Annotated in this window: 21 protein-coding genes; 17 read left to right on the top strand and 4 right to left on the bottom strand. The window is 60.3% G+C overall.

All coding sequences use genetic code 11. The annotated features are described in order from the left end of the window. Window positions 1-40: 40 nt before the first annotated feature. From hscA to L8I05_RS19320, 14 genes are all read left to right on the top strand, one after another. Window positions 41-1,903: a Fe-S protein assembly chaperone HscA gene (gene hscA, locus L8I05_RS19385; protein WP_242171037.1), complete on the top strand. Its 1,863-nt coding sequence runs from the start codon at window positions 41-43 to the stop codon at window positions 1,901-1,903. A 3-nt stretch (window positions 1,904-1,906) separates the two neighbouring features. After that, window positions 1,907-2,248: an ISC system 2Fe-2S type ferredoxin gene (fdx, locus tag L8I05_RS19380; protein WP_015885743.1), complete on the top strand. Its 342-nt coding sequence runs from the start codon at window positions 1,907-1,909 to the stop codon at window positions 2,246-2,248. A gap of 14 nt (window positions 2,249-2,262) precedes the next feature. Beyond that, window positions 2,263-2,466, top strand: coding sequence for a Fe-S cluster assembly protein IscX (iscX, locus tag L8I05_RS19375; RefSeq protein ID WP_017135947.1), 204 nt, complete (start codon window positions 2,263-2,265; stop codon window positions 2,464-2,466). A gap of 92 nt (window positions 2,467-2,558) precedes the next feature. Further along, complete coding sequence (ndk, locus tag L8I05_RS19370; RefSeq protein WP_083356869.1) at window positions 2,559-2,984, top strand: nucleoside-diphosphate kinase; 426 nt, start codon at window positions 2,559-2,561, stop codon at window positions 2,982-2,984. Between the two features lie 29 nt (window positions 2,985-3,013). Then, window positions 3,014-4,162 carry a 23S rRNA (adenine(2503)-C(2))-methyltransferase RlmN gene (gene rlmN, locus L8I05_RS19365; protein ID WP_177017091.1) on the top strand — a complete coding sequence of 383 codons (1,149 nt, stop codon included), beginning with the start codon at window positions 3,014-3,016 and terminating at the stop codon, window positions 4,160-4,162. 12 nt (window positions 4,163-4,174) lie between these two features. Then, complete coding sequence (pilW, locus tag L8I05_RS19360; RefSeq protein WP_177017090.1) at window positions 4,175-4,933, top strand: type IV pilus biogenesis/stability protein PilW; 759 nt, start codon at window positions 4,175-4,177, stop codon at window positions 4,931-4,933. After that, window positions 4,933-5,925: a RodZ family helix-turn-helix domain-containing protein gene (locus L8I05_RS19355; RefSeq protein WP_242171036.1), complete on the top strand. Its 993-nt coding sequence runs from the start codon at window positions 4,933-4,935 to the stop codon at window positions 5,923-5,925. Before pilW ends, L8I05_RS19355 begins: the two co-directional genes overlap by 1 nt. A gap of 2 nt (window positions 5,926-5,927) precedes the next feature. Further along, the gene (ispG, locus tag L8I05_RS19350; RefSeq protein WP_025859271.1) at window positions 5,928-7,037 is read left to right on the top strand and encodes a flavodoxin-dependent (E)-4-hydroxy-3-methylbut-2-enyl-diphosphate synthase; all 1,110 of its coding nucleotides are present in this window, start codon (window positions 5,928-5,930) and stop codon (window positions 7,035-7,037) included. Window positions 7,038-7,058: 21 nt separating this feature from the next. Next, entirely contained in the window at window positions 7,059-8,348 is a 1,290-nt protein-coding gene (gene hisS, locus L8I05_RS19345; protein WP_177017088.1) for a histidine--tRNA ligase, read from the top strand. Window positions 8,349-8,389: 41 nt separating this feature from the next. Next, a complete protein-coding gene (locus L8I05_RS19340; RefSeq protein ID WP_159959663.1) occupies window positions 8,390-9,031 on the top strand; it encodes a tetratricopeptide repeat protein in 642 nt (213 codons plus the stop codon). Beyond that, a complete protein-coding gene (gene bamB / locus L8I05_RS19335; RefSeq protein WP_242171035.1) occupies window positions 9,024-10,175 on the top strand; it encodes an outer membrane protein assembly factor BamB in 1,152 nt (383 codons plus the stop codon). Before L8I05_RS19340 ends, bamB begins: the two co-directional genes overlap by 8 nt. A gap of 135 nt (window positions 10,176-10,310) precedes the next feature. Next, window positions 10,311-11,780, top strand: coding sequence for a ribosome biogenesis GTPase Der (der, locus tag L8I05_RS19330; protein WP_005791167.1), 1,470 nt, complete (start codon window positions 10,311-10,313; stop codon window positions 11,778-11,780). Window positions 11,781-11,914: 134 nt separating this feature from the next. Then, entirely contained in the window at window positions 11,915-13,063 is a 1,149-nt protein-coding gene (locus tag L8I05_RS19325) for a pyridoxal phosphate-dependent aminotransferase (protein ID WP_242171034.1), read from the top strand. Next, window positions 13,051-13,842: an amidohydrolase gene (locus L8I05_RS19320; protein ID WP_242171031.1), complete on the top strand. Its 792-nt coding sequence runs from the start codon at window positions 13,051-13,053 to the stop codon at window positions 13,840-13,842. The genes L8I05_RS19325 and L8I05_RS19320 overlap by 13 nt, the downstream gene beginning before the upstream one ends. A gap of 171 nt (window positions 13,843-14,013) precedes the next feature. Here L8I05_RS19320 and leuA read toward each other — a convergent pair whose 3' ends face one another. The 4 genes from leuA to L8I05_RS19300 all read right to left on the bottom strand — a co-directional run bounded on the left by leuA (window position 14,014) and on the right by L8I05_RS19300 (window position 19,247). Next, a complete protein-coding gene (gene leuA, locus L8I05_RS19315) occupies window positions 14,014-15,693 on the bottom strand; it encodes a 2-isopropylmalate synthase (protein WP_016977678.1) in 1,680 nt (559 codons plus the stop codon). Window positions 15,694-16,121: 428 nt separating this feature from the next. After that, window positions 16,122-16,943, bottom strand: coding sequence for a peptidoglycan DD-metalloendopeptidase family protein (locus L8I05_RS19310; protein WP_177017086.1), 822 nt, complete (start codon window positions 16,941-16,943; stop codon window positions 16,122-16,124). 3 nt (window positions 16,944-16,946) lie between these two features. Further along, the gene (xseA, locus tag L8I05_RS19305) at window positions 16,947-18,326 is read right to left on the bottom strand and encodes an exodeoxyribonuclease VII large subunit (RefSeq protein WP_242171028.1); all 1,380 of its coding nucleotides are present in this window, start codon (window positions 18,324-18,326) and stop codon (window positions 16,947-16,949) included. A 30-nt stretch (window positions 18,327-18,356) separates the two neighbouring features. After that, window positions 18,357-19,247, bottom strand: coding sequence for a LysR family transcriptional regulator (locus L8I05_RS19300; protein ID WP_242171026.1), 891 nt, complete (start codon window positions 19,245-19,247; stop codon window positions 18,357-18,359). A gap of 99 nt (window positions 19,248-19,346) precedes the next feature. Between L8I05_RS19300 and L8I05_RS19295 the strand changes: the two genes are divergently transcribed. The 3 genes from L8I05_RS19295 to guaB all read left to right on the top strand — a co-directional run bounded on the left by L8I05_RS19295 (window position 19,347) and on the right by guaB (window position 22,503). Beyond that, window positions 19,347-20,114: a sulfite exporter TauE/SafE family protein gene (locus L8I05_RS19295; protein WP_242171024.1), complete on the top strand. Its 768-nt coding sequence runs from the start codon at window positions 19,347-19,349 to the stop codon at window positions 20,112-20,114. A gap of 135 nt (window positions 20,115-20,249) precedes the next feature. Continuing rightward, window positions 20,250-20,798, top strand: a complete 549-nt coding sequence (locus L8I05_RS19290) for a hypothetical protein (protein ID WP_015885727.1) — start codon at window positions 20,250-20,252, stop codon at window positions 20,796-20,798. A 235-nt stretch (window positions 20,799-21,033) separates the two neighbouring features. Next, window positions 21,034-22,503, top strand: a complete 1,470-nt coding sequence (gene guaB, locus L8I05_RS19285) for an IMP dehydrogenase (protein WP_010207937.1) — start codon at window positions 21,034-21,036, stop codon at window positions 22,501-22,503. Window positions 22,504-22,564: the final 61 nt, after the last annotated feature.

Raw genomic sequence — 22,564 nt, 5'->3', positions numbered from 1 at the left:
TGCCCGTGCACGCCTGATAGACAGATAAGACCTGATTACCATGGCTCTACTGCAGATCGCCGAACCCGGCCAAAGCCCTCAACCGCACCAGCGTCGCCTGGCGGTCGGGATTGACTTGGGCACTACCAATTCCCTGGTTGCTGCCTTGCGCAGCGGCCTGTCCGAGCCACTGCCCGACGCCGATGGCCAGGTTATCCTGCCGTCCGCCGTGCGCTATCACGCTGATCGCACCGAAGTCGGCGAGGCGGCCAAGCTGGCGGCGTCTACCGATCCTTTGAATACGGTGCTGTCGGTCAAGCGCTTGATGGGTCGTGGTCTGTCCGACGTCAAGCAATTGGGCGACCAGCTGCCGTACCGCTTTGTCGGCGGCGAATCCCACATGCCGTTTATCGACACCGTCCAAGGCCCTAAAAGCCCGGTGGAAGTGTCGGCCGATATCCTCAAGGTGCTGCGCCAGCGTGCGGAAAAGACCTTGGGCGGCGAACTGGTCGGCGCGGTGATTACTGTTCCTGCGTATTTCGACGACGCACAGCGCCAGGCCACCAAAGACGCGGCGAAGCTCGCCGGTCTGAACGTGCTGCGCCTGCTCAACGAACCGACGGCGGCCGCAGTGGCTTACGGGCTGGATCAGCACGCTGAAGGCCTGGTTGCTATTTATGACCTGGGCGGCGGCACCTTCGATATTTCGATCCTGCGCCTGACCGGCGGTGTGTTCGAAGTGCTGGCCACCGGTGGCGATACCGCCTTGGGCGGTGATGACTTCGACCACGCGATTGCCGGCTGGATTATCACCAGCGCCGGTTTGTCTGCTGATTTGGACCCGGGCGAGCAGCGCAACCTGCTGCAAACCGCCTGTGCGGCCAAAGAAGCGCTGACTGACGCCAATGCTGTCGATGTTTCCTACGGTTCCTGGTCGGCTCAACTGACCCGTGAAGCCTTCGATGCGCTGATCGAGCCAATGGTTGCCCGCAGCCTGAAAGCCTGCCGCCGTGCCGTGCGCGATTCCGGCGTAGAGCTGGAAGACGTGGCCGCCGTGGTCATGGTCGGCGGTTCGACGCGCGTCCCACGGGTTCGCGAAGCCGTTGGTGAAGCCTTTGGTCGCCAGCCGCTGACCGAAATCGACCCGGATCAAGTGGTCGCCATTGGCGCCGCGATCCAGGCCGACACATTGGCCGGCAACAAACGCGACGGCGGCGAATTGCTGCTGCTCGACGTGATCCCGCTGTCCCTGGGGCTGGAAACCATGGGCGGCCTGATGGAGAAGGTGATTCCCCGCAACACCACCATCCCCGTTGCGCGCGCCCAGGACTTCACCACCTATAAAGATGGCCAGACGGCCATGATGATTCATGTGCTGCAAGGTGAGCGCGAGCTGATCAGCGACTGCCGCTCTCTGGCACGCTTCGAATTGCGCGGTATTCCGGCGATGGTTGCCGGTGCGGCGAAGATTCGCGTGACCTACCAGGTAGACGCCGATGGCCTGCTCAGTGTGGCTGCGCGTGAATTGGCCTCGGGCGTTGAAGCCAGCATTCAGGTCAAACCGTCCTATGGCCTGACCGACGGCGAAATCGCCAAGATGCTCAAGGATTCGTTCCAATATGCCGGTGACGACAAAGTCGCCCGCGTACTGCGCGAGCAGCAAGTCGACGCCCAGCGCCTGCTTGAAGCTGTGCAGGGCGCCCTGGATGCTGACGGCGAGCGCCTGTTGGACGCCGAAGAGCGCATGGTTATTGACCTGCAGATGCAGGAACTGGCCGAACTGATGAAAGGCACCGATGGCTACGCTATTGAGCAACAGACCAAGCGTCTGTCGCAAGTGACCGATGCTTTTGCCGCCCGTCGCATGGACCAGTCGGTAAAAGCCGCCCTGGCCGGGCGCAATCTGAATGAAATCGAGGAATAATTAATGCCGCAGGTCATTTTTCTGCCACACGCCGAGCATTGCCCGGACGGTATGGTCGTGGAGGCTGAGACCGGCAAGTCCATCCTCGAAGTTGCCCATGACAACCACATCGAGATCGAAAGTGCCTGTGGCGGTGTCTGCGCCTGCACCACCTGCCATTGCGTGATTCGTGAGGGTTTCAACTCTCTGGAAGAAGCCGATGAGCTGGAAGAGGACTTTCTGGATCGCGCCTGGGGCCTGGAAGCGACTTCTCGCCTAAGCTGTCAGGCCAAGGTTGGGACTGAAGACATCACCGTCGAAATTCCGAAATATTCCCTCAACCATGCAGCCGAAGCGCCGCATTGATTCAAGGAAATGTCATGAGCCTGAAATGGGTTGATGTACAAGAAATCGCTATACAACTTGCTGAAGCTCATCCTGAGGTCAATCCTCTTACCGTGAACTTCGTTAAGCTGCGCGACCTCGTAATGGCGCTGCCGGAATTCGACGATATCCCGGACCGGGGTGGCGAAAAGGTTCTGGAAGCGATTCAGGGTCTGTGGATCGAAGAAGCAGACGACTGAGCCGCCTTTTTACGCAGTTAGGCAATACCCAATAACCCGCGTATAATTCGCGGGTTTAATTTTTCGTAAATTACCGTTTCTGGAGTTACACCATGGCTGTTCAACGTACTTTCTCCATCATCAAGCCTGACGCTGTTGCAAAAAACGTCATCGGCGAGATCACCACTCGTTTCGAAAAAGCCGGCCTGAAGGTTGTAGCTTCGAAACTCAAGCAACTGTCCAAAGCTGAAGCTGAAGGCTTCTACGCTGAGCACAGCGCTCGTGGCTTCTTCGGCGACCTGGTCTCCTTCATGATCTCCGGCCCTGTTGTTGTTCAGGTTCTGGAAGGCGAAAACGCTATCGCTCTGAACCGCGAGCTGATGGGCGCTACCAACCCTAAAGAAGCAGCTGCCGGCACCATCCGTGCTGACTTCGCTGAGTCCATCGACGCCAACGCTGTTCACGGTTCGGACTCCGAAGCCGCTGCTGCTCGCGAAATCTCGTACTTTTTCGCTGCTACTGAAGTAACCGCTCGCTAAGCATCGGCTTAAAGAGTGAGGGTGAATCCATGACTACATCGACTGTAAAAACCAACCTGCTGGGTCTGACTCAGCCGGAAATGGAGAAATTCTTCGACTCAATCGGGGAGAAGCGTTTCCGTGCCGGTCAGGTAATGAAGTGGATTCACCACTTTGGCGTCGACGATTTCGACGCCATGACGAACGTCAGCAAGGCCCTGCGCGACAAGCTCAAGGCCATTGCTGAGGTCCGTGGCCCCGAAGTGGTCAGCGAGGACATCTCCAGCGACGGCACCCGTAAGTGGGTGGTGCGCGTGGCGTCCGGCAGCTGCGTCGAGACCGTATACATTCCCCAGGGCAAACGCGGCACCTTGTGCGTTTCGTCCCAGGCAGGCTGTGCCCTGGACTGCAGTTTCTGCTCCACCGGCAAGCAAGGCTTCAATAGCAACCTCACCGCCGCCGAAGTCATCGGCCAGGTGTGGATTGCCAACAAATCCTTCGGCAGCGTTCCGGCAACCGTCGACCGTGCCATCACCAACGTGGTGATGATGGGCATGGGTGAGCCGCTGCTGAACTTCGACAACGTGGTTGCGGCCATGCACCTGATGATGGACGACCTGGGCTACGGCATCTCCAAGCGCCGTGTGACCCTGTCGACCTCCGGCGTGGTGCCGATGATCGATGAGCTGGCCAAGCACATCGACGTCTCCCTGGCGTTGTCGCTGCACGCACCCAATGACGCATTGCGTAACCAATTGGTGCCGATCAACAAGAAGTATCCGCTTAAGATGCTGCTCGAATCTTGCCAGCGTTACATGGCGACCTTGGGTGAGAAGCGTGTGTTGACCATTGAGTACACCATGCTCAAGGACATCAACGACAAGGTTGAGCACGCCGTCGAGATGATCGAGCTGCTCAAGAACACCCCGTGCAAGATCAACCTGATTCCGTTTAACCCGTTTCCACATTCTGGCTACGAGCGGCCGAGCAACAACGCCATCCGCCGTTTCCAGGATCAACTCCACCAGGCGGGCTACAACGTCACCGTACGCACCACCCGTGGTGAGGACATCGACGCCGCGTGTGGCCAATTGGTAGGGCAGGTGATGGACCGCACCCGCCGCAGCGAACGTTATATCGCCGTGCGCGAACTTAACGCCGCCGAAGATTTGCCGCAGATTGCTGTGAATCGAATCTGAGAGAGGATCTCTATGCCCTTGCGCCTTGCGCTGCTTTTACTGTTTACCGGCCTCGTGGCCGGTTGTGTTTCATCGGGCCACGACAGCCCTTTGCACACTGATAAAGGCCGTGATGAGGCGCGAGTTGCCTATGTGCAACTGGGCTTGGGTTACCTGCGCCAAGGGATGAGCGAACAGGCCAAGGTGCCGTTGAAAAAGGCCCTTGAGCTGGACGGCGACGATGCCGACGCGAATGCGGCGCTGGCCCTGGTGTTCCAGGCGCAGGCCGAGCCTGCATTGGCCGATGAATATTTCCACAAGGCCTTGGCCGCGCGTCCTGCCGACCCTCGGCTGCTGAACAATTACGGCAGCTTCCTGTTCGAGCAGAAACGTTATGACCAGGCTTCCCGTTATTTCCAGCAAGCCTCCGCCGATGCCCTCTACCCGGAGCGGTCGCGGGTGTTCGAGAACCTTGGGGTCACCTCGATGCGCCTTGGCCAGCGCGACAGCGCGCGCCAACAACTGGAAAAAGCCCTGCATTTGAACAGTCGTCAGCCACGCGCGTTGCTCGAAATGGCTGAGTTGTCTTACGAAGACAGGCATTATGTGCCGGCACGTGACTATTACGAGCGTTTTAGCCTGCTCAGCGGGCAAAATGCACGTAGTCTATTGCTCGGTGTGCGCCTGGCGACGGTTCATGAAGAACGCGACACGGCCGCACGATTTGGCCAGCAACTCGAACGACTCTATCCCGGTACGCCGGAATATCAGCAATACCTGTCGGAGCAATGATGAAAGCGGCGCACCCGGAAGTTGTAGCAGCTAATCGCGTAAACCCAGGCGAGACCTTGCGTCAGGCCCGCGAAAGCAATGGCTGGTCGCTGGCAGAAGTGGCCCTCAAGCTCAATTTGACCACGACATCGCTGGGCAACCTGGAAGCCGGCGCGTTCGACAAGCTGCCTGGGCATACCTTCGCCCGCGGCTATATCCGCGCCTATGCCAAGTTGCTGGGCATTGACCAGACCGTACTGGTACAGGAATTCGACCAATTCACCGGCACCGACTCCCAGGGCAGCAATGTGCATGGCCTGGGTCGCATCGAAGAGCCGGTGCGGGTTTCCCACACGATTTTGCGAATTGTCAGCCTGTTATTGCTGATCGCCGTAATCGGCGGTGGTTTTGTCTGGTGGCAAGACCAGGCCTCCCAGCGCAGCAAGGACCTGACCAGCAACGCCATGGAGCACGTCGAAGTCGAAAGCGCCGACGGCACCACCCAGATCCATCCGCTGGATGAGCCGGAAGACCAGGCCGTTGTCGAAGGTCAGGCCGCGCCTGAGACGCCGACCACTGCCGAGCAGCCAGCACCCGAAGCCGCCACTGCGCCGGCTGCTACCGCCGCCGTACCGGCGCCGGCTACTCCGGCCGCCCCAACTGCCCAGGCCCATACACCTGCAACGGCGGCACAGGCTCCTGCGACCACCGCGCCAGTCGCTCCGGCAGCGCCAGCGGTTTCGCCACCGACCACGCCTGCGTTGATCGCCGGTGACGGGCATATCCAGATTACTTTCATCGCTGACTGCTGGACGCAAGTCACCGATGGCAACGGCAAAGTGCTGTTCAGCGGTTTGAAGCGTAAGGGAGATACGCTTGACCAAGGCGGCAAGCCTCCTTTGACGCTGCGTCTGGGCTTTGCCCGTGGCGCGCAAGTGGTCTACAACGGCCAGCCTGTGGACGTAGCGCCGTTCACCAGTGGCGAGACCGCTCGCCTCAAGTTGGGACAATAGTCATGCACGGCGAATCTCCAATCAAACGTCGCGTATCGCGCAAGATCTGGGTCGGCTCGGTGCCGGTGGGTGGCGATGCCCCCATCGCAGTGCAGAGCATGACCAACAGCGACACCAATGATGTGGCCGCCACCGTCGCCCAGATCAACCGTCTGGAAGCGGCCGGCGTGGACATCGTGCGGGTTTCCGTGCCGGACATGGACGCTGCCGAAGCTTTTGGCCGCATCAAGCAACTGGTCAAGGTGCCGCTGGTTGCAGACATCCACTTCGACTACAAGATCGCCTTGCGCGTGGCCGAACTGGGCGTCGATTGCCTGCGCATCAACCCGGGCAACATCGGTCGCGAAGACCGTGTGCGCGCGGTGGTGGATGCGGCCCGTGATCGCGGCATTCCAATCCGCATCGGCGTTAACGCCGGTTCCCTGGAAAAAGACCTGCAAAAGAAATACGGCGAACCGACCCCGGCCGCGCTGGTTGAATCGGCGCTGCGCCACGTTGAACACCTTGAACGCCTGAATTTCCAGGACTTCAAGGTCAGCGTAAAGGCTTCCGACGTGTTCATGGCGGTAGAAGCCTACCGCCTGCTGGCCAAGGAAATCGTACAGCCGCTGCACTTGGGTATCACTGAAGCGGGCGGTTTGCGCTCAGGCACAGTGAAATCTGCGGTAGGTCTCGGTATGCTGCTCGCCGAGGGGATTGGCGATACTATCCGCATCTCCCTGGCGGCAGACCCGGTAGAGGAAGTGAAGGTCGGTTACGACATTCTCAAATCCCTGCATTTGCGTTCCCGTGGCATCAACTTCATTGCCTGCCCGAGCTGCTCGCGGCAGAACTTCGACGTGGTGAAAACCATGAACGAACTGGAAGGGCGCCTCGAAGACTTGCTGGTGCCGCTGGATGTTGCGGTGATCGGTTGCGTGGTCAACGGCCCGGGTGAAGCCAAAGAGGCGCACATCGGCTTGACCGGCGGTACACCGAACCTGATTTACATCGACGGCAAGCCGTCGCAGAAGTTGACGAATGACAATCTGGTGGATGAGCTCGAAAGACTGATCCGCGAGAAAGCGGCCGAGAAGGTCGCGGCTGACGCAGCGCTGATCGCGCGCGGCTAAGAACGAATTTAAGGATTAGATGTGAGCAAGTCTCTGCAAGCCATTCGTGGCATGAACGACATCCTGCCGGAGCAGACGCCACTGTGGCGCTACTTCGAGAACACGGTCGCGCGTCTGTTGGATAACTACGGTTACAAACAGATCCGCATGCCGATCGTCGAGTTCACCGAGCTGTTCAAGCGCTCCATCGGTGAAGTGACCGACATCGTCGAAAAAGAGATGTACACCTTCGAAGACCGCAACGGCGACTCCCTGACCCTGCGTCCGGAAGGCACTGCCGCGTGCGTGCGCGCTGTCCTCGAGCATGGCCTCACCGGTGGTGGCCAGCCGCAGAAGCTGTGGTACATCGGCCCGATGTTCCGCCACGAGCGCCCGCAGAAAGGTCGTTATCGCCAGTTCCACCAGATCGGCCTGGAAGTGTTCAACCTCGACGGTCCGGACATCGACGCCGAGCTGATCGTATTGACCTGGCGCCTGTGGGGCCTGCTGGGCATCCGCGACGCGGTCAAACTTGAGCTCAACAGCCTGGGCACCAGCGAATCCCGGGGCCGCTACCGAGAAGCCTTGGTCGAATACCTGTCGGCCCACCTGGACAAGTTGGATGAAGACAGCCAGCGCCGTCTGAAGACCAACCCGTTGCGCGTGCTTGATACCAAGAACGCCGACACCCAGGCCGTACTGGTCGACGCGCCGAAAATGGCCGACTACCTGGACGACGAATCGCGCATCCACTTCGAAGGCCTCAAGGCTCGACTGGATGCGGCCGGGATTCCGTACGTGATCAACCCGAAGCTGGTCCGCGGCCTCGATTACTACAGCAAGACCGTGTTCGAGTGGGTCACCGACAAGCTCGGCGCCCAAGGCACCGTGTGTGCCGGTGGCCGTTACGACGGCCTGGTCGAGCAAATGGGCGGCAAGCCGACCACGGGCGTGGGTTTTGCCATGGGCATCGAGCGGCTGATTCTGCTGCTGGAGACCCTTGAGCAAGTCCCGGAAGAAATCTCCCGTCAGGTGGACGTGTATCTTTGCGCCTTTGGCGAGGCCGCCGAACTGGCTGCCTTGGCCTTGAGTGAAAAAGTCCGCGACCAACTGCCGAACCTGCGCCTGCAGATCAATGCCGGCGCCGGCAGCTTCAAGAGCCAGTTCAAGAAGGCCGACAAGAGCGGTGCGCTGTATGCGCTGATCCTCGGCGATGACGAACTGGCCCAGCAAGTGATAGGTTTCAAACCCCTGCGTGGCCAGGGCGAGCAACAGAACATTGCCTTTGATGCGCTCGCCGCGCACTTGGCCACCTGCGTCGTGCAGGGTTGAAGCTGTCGAACAGCCGAATTTAGCGATTAAGGAGTATTGGGGTGTCGAGTACTGATGATGAGCAGCTGGCCGAGTTCAAGGACTGGTGGCAGCGTAACGGCAAGCCCCTGGTTACCGGCGGTCTGCTGGCTTTAGTGGTGGTGTTCGGCTGGCAAGCCTGGCACAAGTATCAGGCCAACCAGTCCCAAGGCGCCTCGATCCTCTATCAGCAATTGCTGGAAACCACGCTGACGCCGGACGGTAAGCCTGACCCTGCCCAAGTGGCGGACCTGGCCGGCAAGCTGAAAAGCGAATTCGGCGGTAGCACTTACGCCCAATACGGCAGCCTGTTCGTCGCGAAAGTCGCGGTCGACACCGGCAAGCTGGATGACGCCGCGACCGAACTGAAGGCCATCGCCGACAAGCCGACCAACCCGACCCTGGGTGAAATCGCACGTCAGCGCCTGGCGCAGGTGTTGGCGGCACAGAACAAGGCTGACGAAGCACTCAAACTGCTCGACGGCGATGCTGACAAGGCATTTGTGGCCACTCGTGAAGAGCTCAAGGGCGACCTGTTGGTCCAATTGGGTCGTACCGACGAAGCCCATGCTGCGTACCAAAAAGCCAAGGCGGCGCTGTCTGATGAAGCGGCGGTCGGTGGCTTACAAATCAAGCTGGACGACTTGGCCAAAGGGGATGCGTGACGTGATCCGTTGGAAACATGCAGCATTGCTGGCTCTGGCCGTTCTGGCCGCGGGTTGCAGCAGCAACAGTAAAAAAGAACTGCCTCCTGCCGAGCTGACCAGCTTCAAGGAAGAAGTGGTCCTGCAAAAGCAGTGGAGCCGCTCCGTGGGTGATGGCCAGGGTGACCTGTACAACCTGTTGCAGCCGGCGATTGACGGCGACAACATCGTGGCCACTGACTCCACTGGCGTGATCATTGCCATGGATCGCATGAATGGCGACGTGAAGTGGAAGAAAGACCTCGAGCTGCCGGTTTCCGGTGGCGTGGGTGTCGGCTACGGCATGGTGCTGGTCGGTACGCTCAAAGGCGACGTGGTTGCTCTGGACTCGGCAACGGGTGAAGAGAAATGGCGCTCTCGCGTGACCAGTGAAGTGCTCGCGGCCCCTGCCACCAACGGCGACATCGTTGTGGTGCAGACCCAGGATGACCGTGTGATTGGCCTGGACGCCGCTACCGGCAACCAGCGCTGGTTGTACGACAGCACCCCGGCGGTGCTGACCTTGCGCGGCACCAGTGGTCCGATTGTGACCAATAACCTGGCCGTTGCAGGCCTGTCGACCGGTAAAGTGGTCGCCCTGGATACCCAGAACGGCGTGCCGGCCTGGGAAACCCGTGTGGCCATCCCTCAAGGTCGTTCCGAACTGGATCGCGTTGTGGACATCGACGGCGGCTTGCTGCTGTCGGGCGAAACTATCTACGTCGCTACCTACCAGGGCCGCGTTGCGGCGCTGGACCTGCAAAGCGGCCGCATCAACTGGCAGCGTGATGCTTCCAGCTATGCCGGTGTCGCCCAAGGGTTTGGCAGCGTCTACGTAAGCCTGGCGTCCGGCACCGTTGAAAGTGTCGACGAGCGTTCCACCACTGCACTGTGGAGCAACGACTCCCTGGCCCGCCGTCAGCTGTCGGCACCGGAAGTGTTCTCCAGCTACGTAGCGGTAGGTGACTTCGAAGGTTACCTGCATCTGCTGAGTCAGGTGGACGGTCGTTTTGTCGGCCGCGAGCGTATCGACAGTGACGGCCTGCGTGCCCGTCCGCTGGTTGTGGGTAACATGCTTTACGTGTATGGCAACAGCGGCAAGCTGGAAGCCCTGACCATCAAGTAAAGAACTATGCTTGGGGTAAAACCCAGGCGGCCCCGCTTCGGCGGGGCATGCGGCATTTGAATATGCTGCCCCGAGCACCAGCCGCTGCCTTGCAGCGGCTTTTGTATTTTCTGAAATAACGAAGTGGAGAGCCGCATGGTTCCCGTAATCGCCCTGGTGGGCCGACCTAACGTCGGCAAGTCCACCTTGTTCAACCGCCTGACCAGGACTCGCGACGCCATCGTCGGCGACTTGTCCGGTCTGACCCGTGATCGCCAATACGGTGAGGCAAAGTGGCAAGGGCGCTCCTACATTATTGTCGACACCGGTGGTATCTCCGGTGACGAGCATGGCATGGACGAAAAGATGGCCGAGCAGTCGCTGCTCGCTATCGAAGAAGCCGATGTCGTGTTGTTCCTGGTGGATGCCCGCGCGGGCTACACCGCTGCCGACCAGATGATTGGCGAGCACCTGCGCAAGCGCAACAAGCGTTCCTACCTGGTCGCCAACAAGATCGATAACATCGATCCTGAGGCAGCCCGTGCCGAATTCAGCCCGATGGGCCTGGGCGATGCGATTCCGGTCGCAGGTGCTCACGGTCGCGGTATCACCCAGATGCTGGAAATCGCCCTGCGCGACTTCCCCAAGGATGACGTCGAGGAAGAAGAGGGCGAAGAGGAGATCGTTGCCGAAGGTGAGGAAGCCAAGCGCATTCCTGGCCCGAGCGAAAAAGACGGTATCAAGATCGCCATCATCGGCCGCCCGAACGTGGGCAAGTCGACCCTGGTTAACCGTATGCTCGGTGAAGACCGGGTCATCGTGTATGACCAACCCGGCACCACCCGCGACAGCATCTACATCCCGTTCGAGCGTAACGACGAGAAGTACACGCTGATCGACACCGCTGGTGTGCGCAAGCGCGGCAAGATCCACGAGGAAGTTGAAAAGTTCTCGGTGGTCAAAACCCTGCAAGCGATCAAAGACGCCAACGTGGTGATCTTCGTCATGGACGCCCGCGAAGGCGTGGTGGACCACGACCTCAACTTGCTGGGCTTTGCCCTGGAAGCCGGTCGCGCCCTGGTGATCGCGATCAACAAGTGGGACGGCATGACGCCGAGCGAGCGCGATTTCGTCAAGATCGAGCTGCAGCGTCGTCTGTTCTTCGTTGAGTTCGCCGATATCCACTTTATCTCGGCATTGCACGGCACTGGCGTGGGCAACCTCTACGCGTCCGTACAGAACTCGTTCAAGTCTGCGGTCACCCGCTGGCCGACCAACCGTCTGACCCAGATCCTCGAAGACGCTGTTGGCGAGCACGCGCCGCCGATGGTCAACAACCGCCGGATCAAACTGCGTTACGCCCACTTGGGTGGTGCCAACCCGCCGATTATCGTGATCCACGGTAACCAGATCGAGAAGGTGCCGAAGTCCTACGTGCGTTACCTGGAAAACACCTACCGCCGTGTCTTGAAACTGGTCGGTACGCCGATCCGTATCGAGTTCAAAGGTGGCGAGAACCCGTACGAAGGCAACAAGAACACCTTGACTGACCGTCAGGTGAACAAGAAGCGTCGTTTGATGACTCACCACAAGAAGGCCGACAAGAAGCGCCGCGACAAGAAATAATCGCCGCTTCACGTTGTAAGCTGCACGTTGTAAGAGAGGGCTCCTTTGGAGCCCTTTTTTGTGCGCGACGGTTTGTGCCTTGACCCCGCGCGGCCGGCAGCTTAAAACTTGGGGCTCACCTGCAGGGGCCTCCGATGATCACCAGCAAGCTGCCGAATGTCGGCACGACCATTTTCACCACCATGTCGCAACTCGCTGCCGAGACCGGCGCACTCAACTTGTCCCAAGGCTTTCCCGATTTCAATGGCCCGCAGGCGCTGCTTGATGCGGTGGGCAAACATATCGCCCTCGGCCATAACCAATACGCGCCGATGACTGGCCTGCCCGTGCTGCGCCAACAAGTGGCGGCCAAGATCGCCCGCAGTTATGGCGCCACGGTGAATGCCGACAGCGAGGTGACCATCACCCCTGGCGCCACCGAGGCCATTTTCTGTGCGATTCAGGCCGTGATTCGCAACGGTGATGAAGTCATCGTCTTCGACCCCAGCTACGACAGCTATGAGCCCTCGGTCGACCTGGCCGGTGGCCGCTGCGTGCACGTGCAACTAAGCCTGCAAGGCTTTGCGCTGGACTTCGAAAAGCTCAAGGCCGCGCTCTCACCGCGCACGCGCATGATCATCCTCAACACGCCGCATAACCCCACCGGCGCACTGATCAGTCGGGCCGAACTGGACCAATTGGCCGAACTGATCCGCGACCGTGATATCTACCTGGTCAGCGACGAGGTCTATGAACACCTGGTGTTCGACGGCGTGCCCCATGTCAGCGTGCTGGCCCACGAAGAGCTGTATCAGCGTGCGTTCGTGGTCAGCTCCTTCGGCAAGACCTACCACGTTACCGGCTGGAAAACCGGCTACGTGGTCGCACCACCGGCGCTCACGGCTGAACTGCGCAAGGTGCATCAATATGTCAATTTCTGCGGTGTGACGCCTTTGCAGTACGCTTTGGCGGACTTCATGGCTGAACACCCGGAACACGTCGAAGAACTGCCGGCCTTTTACCAGGCCAAACGCGACCTGTTCTGCGACCTGCTGGCGCCGTCGCGTTTCAGCTTTACGCGGGTGACCGGTACTTACTTCCAACTGGTGGATTACTCACAAATTCGCCCGGACCTGAATGACGTCGCCATGTCACTGTGGATGACCCGCGAACACGGCGTGGCGACGATTCCGGTCTCGGTGTTCTACCAGCACCCACCCCAAGGCCAGCGCCTGGTGCGCCTGTGCTTTGCCAAACGCGAGGAGACGCTGCAACAAGCGGCGGAGAAACTATGCGTGATTTGAGTGCGCTGCCCGACCTGAACATTGCCCTGGTCCAGACCAGCCTGGTGTGGCATGACCGTCAGGCCAACCTGGAGCATTTCGAACTGCTGCTGGAGCAAGCCAAGGGCGCCGATCTGATTGTATTGCCGGAGATGTTCACCACCGGCTTCTCAATGGAATCGGCCCTGCTCGCCGAGCGGGAACATGGCCCCACCCATGAGTGGCTGCAGGCCCAGTCGGCGAAATACAACGCCGTGATCACCGGCAGTGTGATCATCCAGGCCGCCGACGGCAGCCATCGCAACCGCCTGCTGTGGGCGCGGCCGGACGGCGAAGTGTTGCATTACGACAAACGCCATCTGTTCCGGATGGCGGGTGAGCACGACCACTACACACCGGGTGAGCGCCAGGTGCAGTTCGAATTGAAGGGCTGGCGTATTCGGCCGTTGATTTGCTACGACCTGCGCTTTCCGGTGTGGAGTCGAGATGCTCAGGACACGGATTTGCTGCTGTATACCGCCAACTGGCCGGGTGCGCGGCGTCAACATTGGAATCGGCTGTTGCCGGCGCGGGCCATCGAAAACCTGTGTTACGTGGCGGCGGTGAATCGGGTCGGTACGGATGGCAAAGGCTTTGCCTACACGGGAGACAGCCAGGTGCTGGATTTCCAGGGTGAGACGTTACTCAGTGCCGGGGAGGCGGATGGGGTGTTTCAGGTGTGCCTGGAGGCGGCGGAGTTGGCGGCGTATCGCAGCAAGTTCCCGGCGAATCTGGATGCCGACAGGTTTGAGTTTGTCTGACAGACCGCTATCGCAGGCAAGCCAGCTCCCACTTTTGACTGTGTTCACAAATCAAAATGTGGGAGCGGGCTTGCCCGCGATGAGGCCCTTCCAGGCCCCGCATTTTTAAAGCCCAACAAAAAGGCCCCTGGATTCTCACCCAGGGGCCTTTTGCATTTCAGCGGTAAGTGTTTACGCCGCCTTCGCTTCCTGCTGGCTCAACGAGCGGTTCAGCGCACTGAACAACGCCTTGAAGCTGGCCGTGGTGATGTTTTCATCAATGCCCACGCCATGCACCGGACGCTCGCCATTCACGCGCAGCTCGATGTAGGCCGCCGCCTTGGCGTTGGTGCCGGCACCGATGGCATGCTCGTTGTAGTCCATGATCTCCACGCCAATCGGCAGGCCGGCCACCAGTGCTTCCAGGGCGCCGTTGCCTTTGCCTTTCCAGTGCAGGTTGGTTTCGCCCTGGCCTTTACCCGAGACTTCCACCTCGACAAAACTGTTGCCGTTCTCTTCCTGCAGGCGATGGCTGACCAGCGCGTACGGCGTGTTGGCTTGCAGGTATTCACGCTGCAGCAACGCGTAAATTTGTGGCGCGGTCATCTCGAGACCCACGCGGTCGGTTTCGGCCTGTACCACTTGGCTGAACTCGATCTGCATGCGGCGCGGCAGGCTGATGTCGTATTCCTGCTCCAGCAGGTAGGCGATGCCGCCTTTGCCCGACTGGCTGTTCACCCGAATCACCGCCTCGTAGCTGCGGCCAATGTCGGCCGGGTCGATCGGCAAGTACGGCACTTCCCACAGTGCATCGTCTTTCTGCTGGGAGAAGCCCTTGCGGATCGCATCCTGGTGGGAACCGGAGAACGCGGTGTGCACCAGGTCGCCGACGTAAGGGTGACGTGGGTGCACTTGAATCTGGTTGCACTCCTCGACGACTTTGCGCACGCCGTCGATGTCGGAGAAGTCCAGCTGTGGGTCGAGGCCCTGGGTGTACATGTTCAGTGCCACGGTGACCAGGTCGACGTTACCGGTGCGCTCACCGTTGCCGAACAGACAGCCTTCGACACGGTCGGCGCCGGCCATCAGGCCAAGCTCGGTGGCGGCCACGCCGGTGCCACGGTCGTTGTGGGTGTGCAGGCTGATGATCACGCTGTCACGACGGTTGATATGGCGACCGAACCATTCGATCTGGTCGGCATAGATGTTCGGCGTGGCGCATTCAACGGTGGCCGGCAGATTGAGGATCATCTTGTGCTCAGGCGTCGGGTTCCACACCTCGATCACCGCGTCACAGACTTCCTTGGCGAACTCCAGCTCGGTGGCGCTGAAGGTTTCCGGGGAGTATTCGAAGGTCCACTGGGTTTCCGGCTGCTGGGCGGCGTATTTGACGAACAGCTTGGCGGCGTTGACCGCGATGGCCTTGATGCCGTCCTTGTCCTGGTTGAACACGATGCGGCGGAACGACGGCGAGGTCGCGTTGTACAAGTGCACGATGGCCTTTTTTGCGCCGCGCAGGGATTCAAAGGTGCGTGCGATCAAGTCTTCACGGCCCTGGGTCAGCACCTGGATGGTGGTGTCCTCGGGGATGTGATTGTCTTCGATCAGGGTGCGCACGAAGTCGAAGTCGGTTTGCGAAGCCGCCGGGAACGAGGCTTCGATTTCCTTCACGCCGACCGCAACCAGGGTCTTCCAGAAGCGCAGCTTTTTCACCGCGTCCATCGGCTCGATCAGCGACTGGTTGCCATCACGCAGGTCGGAGCTGCACCAGATCGGCGCCTCGGTGATGGTTTTTGAAGGCCAGGTGCGGTCCGGGATATCGATGGTCGGGAACGCGCGGTACTTCGAAGACGGGTCTTTGAGCATGCTCATCGGGAAATCCTTTGTTGTAGGGGCCGAGAAAAGGCGGCCTGCCGTAGAACTGTTTTTAGGGATAAAGCAGGAAGACGAGGCAGATCGATTCAGCCTGGCAGTCGTGCGCTGACAAGGCACAGGCTGCGGTGCTGGCGGAGCTGAATGAGGGTGTGAGAGGTTTTCATAAGCTCAACCCTAACCGCAGGGGTGAAAGATGGCAAGCAGTCGAGAAAAATTGATAGAGGTTCTGCTATCTGACGCAAAGGCGAGATTTTATGGCGGTTATCGAGCTGAGAGTTGATTTTAATTGCGCGGCCTTTATTGGGTGCGCAATTGTGTTGGCAGACCTGGCGCCATCGCGGGCAAGCCCGGCTGCCGCAGGGAATCGCGCTCACCTGTGGGAGCCGGGCTTGCCCGCGATGAGGCCGGTATGTTCAATGTTTAAATCAAGGCTGGAACGCGCCGATAAAGATCGCCGGGTCGACCCGCGCGTCGTTGAGGCTGATGTTCCAATGCATATGCGGCCCGGTCGCCCGGCCGGTCGAACCGACCTTGCCGACCACAGCACCGCGTGCCAGTTGGTCACCGACCTTCACGTCGATCTTCGACATATGACAGAACATGCTGATAAAGCCCTGGCCATGGTCGACGAACACGGTGTTGCCGTTGAAGAAGTAGTTGCCGGTCAGGATCACTTTACCTGCCGCCGGAGTCTTGATCGGCGTGCCGGCACCGACGGCGAAGTCCAGGCCCGAATGCGGGTTGCGTTCCTCGCCGTTAAAGAAGCGGCGCACGCCAAACTTGCTCGACAGCGGCCCGTTGACCGGCTTGTCCAATAGCAGGTTGCTCGGCGTGTTCGGGCTGAAACTGCGGTAAGCCTTGAGCTGCACCGCCAGTTCACCCTCGATGCGCTTGAGCTGTGCCGGGTCCGGGTTCACCTGGCTTTTGTTCTTGAGCGTGATGTGTTGTTCGGGGTACTTCTTGAACCCCACCACAAACGGCAGGCTTTGCCCGCCACTGGTGATGCGCTGGGTGCCGGGCTTAACCGTCAGCGGAATCCCGACAATCGCCAGCCAGTTGTTCTGTTCCTTGACGACCAGCACCGGCCTGTTCTGGTAGGTGGCTTTTGGCGCCGCGGCTGAAACGCCGAGGTCGACCACTGCGACGCCACCCGGCACCGGCTTGTTCAACAGCCGAGTGATGTAGCTGTCGGCATGGGCGTTGAAGGTTAGGCACAACAGCATCAGCAGGCTAAATAGACGAGGCATCAATCAATCCAATAACGAAAGGGTGACGGGCGTCAGGTGGTTATCTTCCACCCGCACCTGCAATTGGCCTTCACCGAGGCGCGCGGTCAGGCGCTGGCCGGTGTGGGTTTGCGCGGCATTGCGAATCGCCTGGCCGCGTTCATCCAGCAAGATGCTGTAACCACGGCCCAGGGTCGCCAGCGGGCTGACCACGTGCAGCGTCTGCACCTGGCTTTGCAGTTGCAGGCGGCGGGCCTTGAGGCCTTCGCGCATGGCGCGCGGCAGGCGTTCGGCGAGGCTGTCCAGGCGCTGGCGCAGCAGGGCCAACTGACGGCCGGGGTGCTGACCGGCGAGACGGGTTTCCAGGCGGATCAGGCGTTCGCGGCGGGTATTAAGGCTGCGCTCGAAGGCGCGGCGCATGCGCATGTCCAGGTCATCCAGGCGCTGGGCCTGCTGGCGCAGACGCTCGCCGGGGTGGCGCAGACGGCGGGCCATGCCTTCCAGGCGCAGACGGTCATGACTCAGGCGATTGCGCATCAGCATCACCAGACGGCGATGCAGGTTTTCGACTTGGCGCACCAAGTGGCTGGCGTCGGGGGCGAGCAATTCGGCGGCGGCCGATGGCGTAGGCGCACGCACGTCGGCGACGAAGTCGCAGATCGACACATCGGTTTCATGCCCGACGGCGCTGACGATCGGCGTAACGCAGGCATCGACTGCACGCGCCACCGCTTCTTCGTTGAAACACCACAGGTCTTCCAGCGAACCGCCGCCACGGGCCAGGATCAGCGCGTCAAAACCACGCGCGTCGGCCAGCTTCAGCGCGCGCACGATCTGCGACACGGCTTCGCGGCCTTGTACGGCTGTGGGGATCAATGTCAGCTCAACGTTCGGCGCTCTGCGGCCGAATACGCTGATGATGTCGCGGATCACCGCGCCCGTCGGCGAACTGATAATGCCAATGCGTCGAGGATGGGCCGGTAGCGGCACCTTGCGCTCGGCGCTGAACAGGCCTTCGGCGCTGAGCTTTTCCTTCAAGGCATCGAAGGCCAGGCGCAGCGCACCATCACCGGCAGGCTCCACGGTGTCGAGGATCAACTGGTAGTCGCCACGGCCCTCGAACAGCGAGACCTTGCCGCGCACCTTCACCGCCAGGCCATCCTTCAACGCCTGGCGCACCCGCGCGGCGTTGTTGCGGAACAGCGCGCAACGCACCTGGGCGCCGCTGTCCTTGAGGGTGAAATACACATGGCCGGAGGCCGGGCGGGCGAGGTTGGAGATCTCGCCTTCGACCCAGATATTGGTGAACACGTCTTCCAGCAACACCCGCGCGCGGCCGTTGAGCTGGCTGACAGTCAGGACTTCGCGGTCCAGGCCCAGGCGGGCAAACGGGTCTTTAATCATGAGGAGCGATCTTTAATCATGGGCGGCAGTTTATAGGCATTCGTGCAAGGTTTGGCAGAATTGCTCGACCAGCGCGCTCGGCGTCTGCGCGCAGGCCAGGGCCACGGTGCTGAGGCCGTCCGGGTCGGCCAGAGGCAAAAAGTGCACGTTGGCGGGCGCAATGTCCTGCATGGACTTTGGTAACAAGGCAATACCGAAACCGGCCTGGATCAGTTGCAACTGCGTGGTCTTGCGCGACATCACCCGCGCCGCCTTGGGGAAGAATCCTGCACGCATGCACAATTCAGCTGACAGATAACTCAAACCACCGCGCTGCGGATGGGGAATCGAGATAAACGCTTCGTCCTTCAGTTGCGCCAACTCCACCGGCGTATTGCGGCGTGCCAGCGGGTGATTCGGCGGCACCGCCAGCAGCAATTTTTCACTGTATATCGGCACCACCCGCACGCCCTCGCGTTGGCGCAGCACCGGCAAGCGCAACAGCCCGACGTCGAGGCGACCGTCGGCAATCTCCTCAAGCTGCGCTTCGGAAGACAGTTTGACGATGTCCATCGACACACCGGGGCAGTGCTCCAGCCAGGTGCTGATGCCTTGCAGCAAGGCGCCGCTCATCGGCACGGTGCTCGAATGGCTCAGGCGCAGCGTGCCCAATTGCCCATTGCCGACTTGCGTGGCCATTTCGCTCGCCTTGAGCAACTCACTCAACAGGTTGCGCGCCCGAGGGTAAAAGGCTTCACCGGCCGCCGTCAGCCGGGGTTGGCGCGCGGTGCGTTCGAACAGCGGGGTTTGCAGCTGGGTTTCCAGCTCTTTTATCTGCCGGCTCAATGCCGATTGCGCCACAAACAGGCGTTCGGCCGCAGCGCTGAAGCTGCCGCTGTCGGCGATTTCGACAAAGTAGCGCAGTTGGCGAGTGGAGATCACGCGTCATGCCTTTTCGAGATGGGTAGAGGGCTTTGATGATATTAGTCGCAACACTCGCTCATCGCTAAAGTGATTGCCAACTCTTTCAAGGAAGTGCCCATGAGCCCGGTCGAGCTGATGAATCAGTGGTCGTTTGGCGGCGTTGATTGGCTGGTGATCGGCCTCGGCATCGTCGTGGCCTACATCGTGTTTGGTATCGCAGGCTTTGGCACGGCGCTGGTCGCGGGGCCGATCCTGATTGTGTTTATGCCCCTGTCGAAGATCATCCCGCTGCTGGTGCTGCTGGATTTTGTCGCCGCCTTTGGCAACCTGCTGCAATCGCGGCGGGACGTGAACAAGCCCGAACTGTTGCGATTGCTGCCGTGCATGGCAATCGGTTGCACACTGGGCGTGGTGTTTTTGCTCAACCTGCATTCGGACCTGTTGTTGCTATTAATGGGGCTGTTTATCAGTGCCTACGCGATTTACAGCCTGGCGGTGAAAGCGCGGCCAACGCAGCTGGCGGCGGCCTGGTCGATTCCCATGGGCACCGTCGGCGGGTTGTTTGGTGCGCTGTTTGGCAGTGGCGGCTTTTTATATGCGATCTACCTGAACAGCCGTTTGCCCAAGGAGGCGGCGCGGGCAACCCAGAGTGCGTTGATCAGTTGCAGCACGGTGGTGCGCTTGAGCCTGTTCCTGATCGCCGGGGTTTACGCGGATTTGCCGCTGCTGATATTGGCGCTGTGCTTGTTGCCGGCGATGGCCTTGGGGCTGTGGGTGGGGCGCAGGCTGACGATGCGTATGTCGCGTGAGGCCTTTGTGCGGTTGGTGACGTGGTTGGTGTTGGCCAGTGGGATTGCGTTGATCGGGCGGTACTTGAGCACTTGACCTGTGTGGGGCAGGGATTAAGCTGCCAGCCTTCAGGGCCTCATCGCGGGCAAGCCCGCTCCCACAAGTGATTGCATTTCAATGTGGGAGCGGGCTTGCCCGCGATGGGGCCAGTAGCCACACCGCAGGACACCCATGAACTCCCAAAGCATCCTTGTTCCGAAAATCTCCACCTTGCCCGTCCACGAACCCCGCGCGCGGGCTATCGTGCGTTGGCTGGTGCGCAAGAACATCATCAAGGAAGAACTGACCACTTGCGGGCGCACCGGCAACCGCATGGCCTATGCCCTGGCCGATGGCGCCCGCGCCGTGGTGCTGCACCCGGAAGCGCTGCCGTTCAACGAGCCGATCAATGGCCTGGAGATCATCTACAAGCGCTGTATCTACACGCCAGCCAAAGGCTTTCTCGAAGAAGCCGGCTGCCCGGAATGCCTCAAGGAAGTCGGCGAGGCGCTGTTCGAAAGCCTGGAAGACTGGATGCCCGGCCACACCGACAACTTCACCTGCCCGCTGTGTGGGCACGAAGATGACATCAACGGGTTTCTGTTCCTGCAGGAATGCGGGTTTTCCAACCTGGGGTTCATCTTCAACAACTGGGCGGAGGCGGGGTTCAAGCAGAGCTTTATCGACGAATTTGCCGACTGGCTGGACCAGAAGATGAGTTGGGTCAAAGTCGAGCTTTAATCCGATCGCCGATCGTTCCCACGCTCTGCGTGGGAATGCACCCCGTGACGCTCCGCGTCACCCTTGCGCGGGGGCAGGACGCGGAGCGTCCAGGGAGGCGTTTCCACGCAGAGCGTGGGAACGATCAATTACCCATCTATCAGTATTACCAAGTTTGTCAGAGTTTTACATTGAGCCCGACAGGGTGCATGTATATAATGGCGCGCTTCCATTTTCCCGCTCGGGAGCCCCCGCGATGCTGCGTATCAGCCAAGAAGCTCTGACATTCGACGACATTCTCCTAGTGCCCGGTTATTCCGAGGTGCTTCCTAACGAAGTCAGTCTCAAGACCCGCCTAACCCGTGGCATCGAGCTGAATATTCCCCTGGTTTCCGCTGCCATGGACACCGTCACCGAAGCCCGTTTGGCAATTGCCATGGCTCAGGAAGGCGGCATCGGCATCATCCACAAGAACATGACCATCGAGCAGCAAGCTGCCGAAGTGCGCAAGGTCAAGCGTTACGAAGCCGGTGTGGTGAAAGATCCCATCACCATCGAAGCCGACGCCACCGTGCGTGACCTGTTCGACCTGACCCGCCTGCACAACATCTCCGGTGTTCCGGTGCTGCACGATGGCGACCTGGTCGGCATCGTCACTTCCCGTGACGTGCGTTTCGAGAACCGTCTTGAAGTCACCGTCCGCGAAGTGATGACGCCTAAAGAGCGCCTCGTGACTGTCAAGGAAGGCGCCGACAAGAACGATGTGCGCGAGTTGCTGCACAAGCACCGCATCGAGCGCGTGTTGATCGTCGACGACAAATTCGCCCTCAAAGGCATGATGACCGTCAACGACATCGAAAAAGCCAAGGCTTACCCGCTGGCCAGCAAGGATGACCAAGGTCGTCTGCGCGTTGGCGCTGCGGTCGGCACCGGTAAAGACACCGGTGACCGCGTTTCGGCCCTGGTCGCTGCCGGTGTTGACGTGGTGGTGGTCGACACTGCCCATGGTCACTCCAAAGGTGTGATCGACCGCGTTCGCTGGGTCAAACAGAATTTCCCTGAAGTGCAAGTAATCGGCGGCAACATTGCCACCGGCGCAGCCGCCAAGGCCCTGGCCGAAGCGGGCGCGGATGCGGTCAAGGTCGGTATCGGCCCTGGCTCGATCTGCACCACGCGTATCGTCGCCGGTGTGGGCGTGCCGCAAATCAGCGCCATCGCCAACGTTGCCGCTGCCCTTGAAGGCACTGGCGTTCCGTTGATCGCCGACGGCGGCATCCGTTTCTCCGGTGACCTGTCCAAGGCCATCGTTGCCGGTGCTTCCTGCGTGATGATGGGCTCGATGTTCGCCGGTACTGAAGAAGCGCCGGGCGAGATCGAACTGTTCCAGGGCCGTTCGTACAAGGCTTACCGCGGCATGGGTTCGCTGGGCGCCATGTCCCAGGCGCAAGGCTCTTCCGACCGTTACTTCCAGGACTCCTCGGCAGGCGCCGAGAAGCTCGTACCGGAAGGCATCGAAGGCCGTGTGCCGTACAAAGGCACCCTCAGTGCGATCATCCATCAACTGATGGGCGGCCTGCGTTCCTCGATGGGCTACACCGGCAGCGCCGACATCGAAGAAATGCGCACCAAGCCAGAGTTCGTACGGATCACCGGCGCCGGCATGGCTGAATCCCATGTCCACGACGTGCAGATCACCAAGGAAGCGCCAAACTACCGCGTAGGTTGAGGCTTCCAGCAAAACGTTAAGTAACCGGGGCTGTTTTCAGCCCCGAGTTGTTTCTGATTTT

The sequence above is a fragment of the Pseudomonas sp. MONT-RG-20F-20-E-7-02 genome, from assembly GCF_022662395.1.
Lineage (GTDB): Bacteria > Pseudomonadota > Gammaproteobacteria > Pseudomonadales > Pseudomonadaceae > Aquipseudomonas.
Note: the sequence above shows the minus strand (reverse complement) of the source record. Positions and strands in the feature narration are given on the sequence as shown.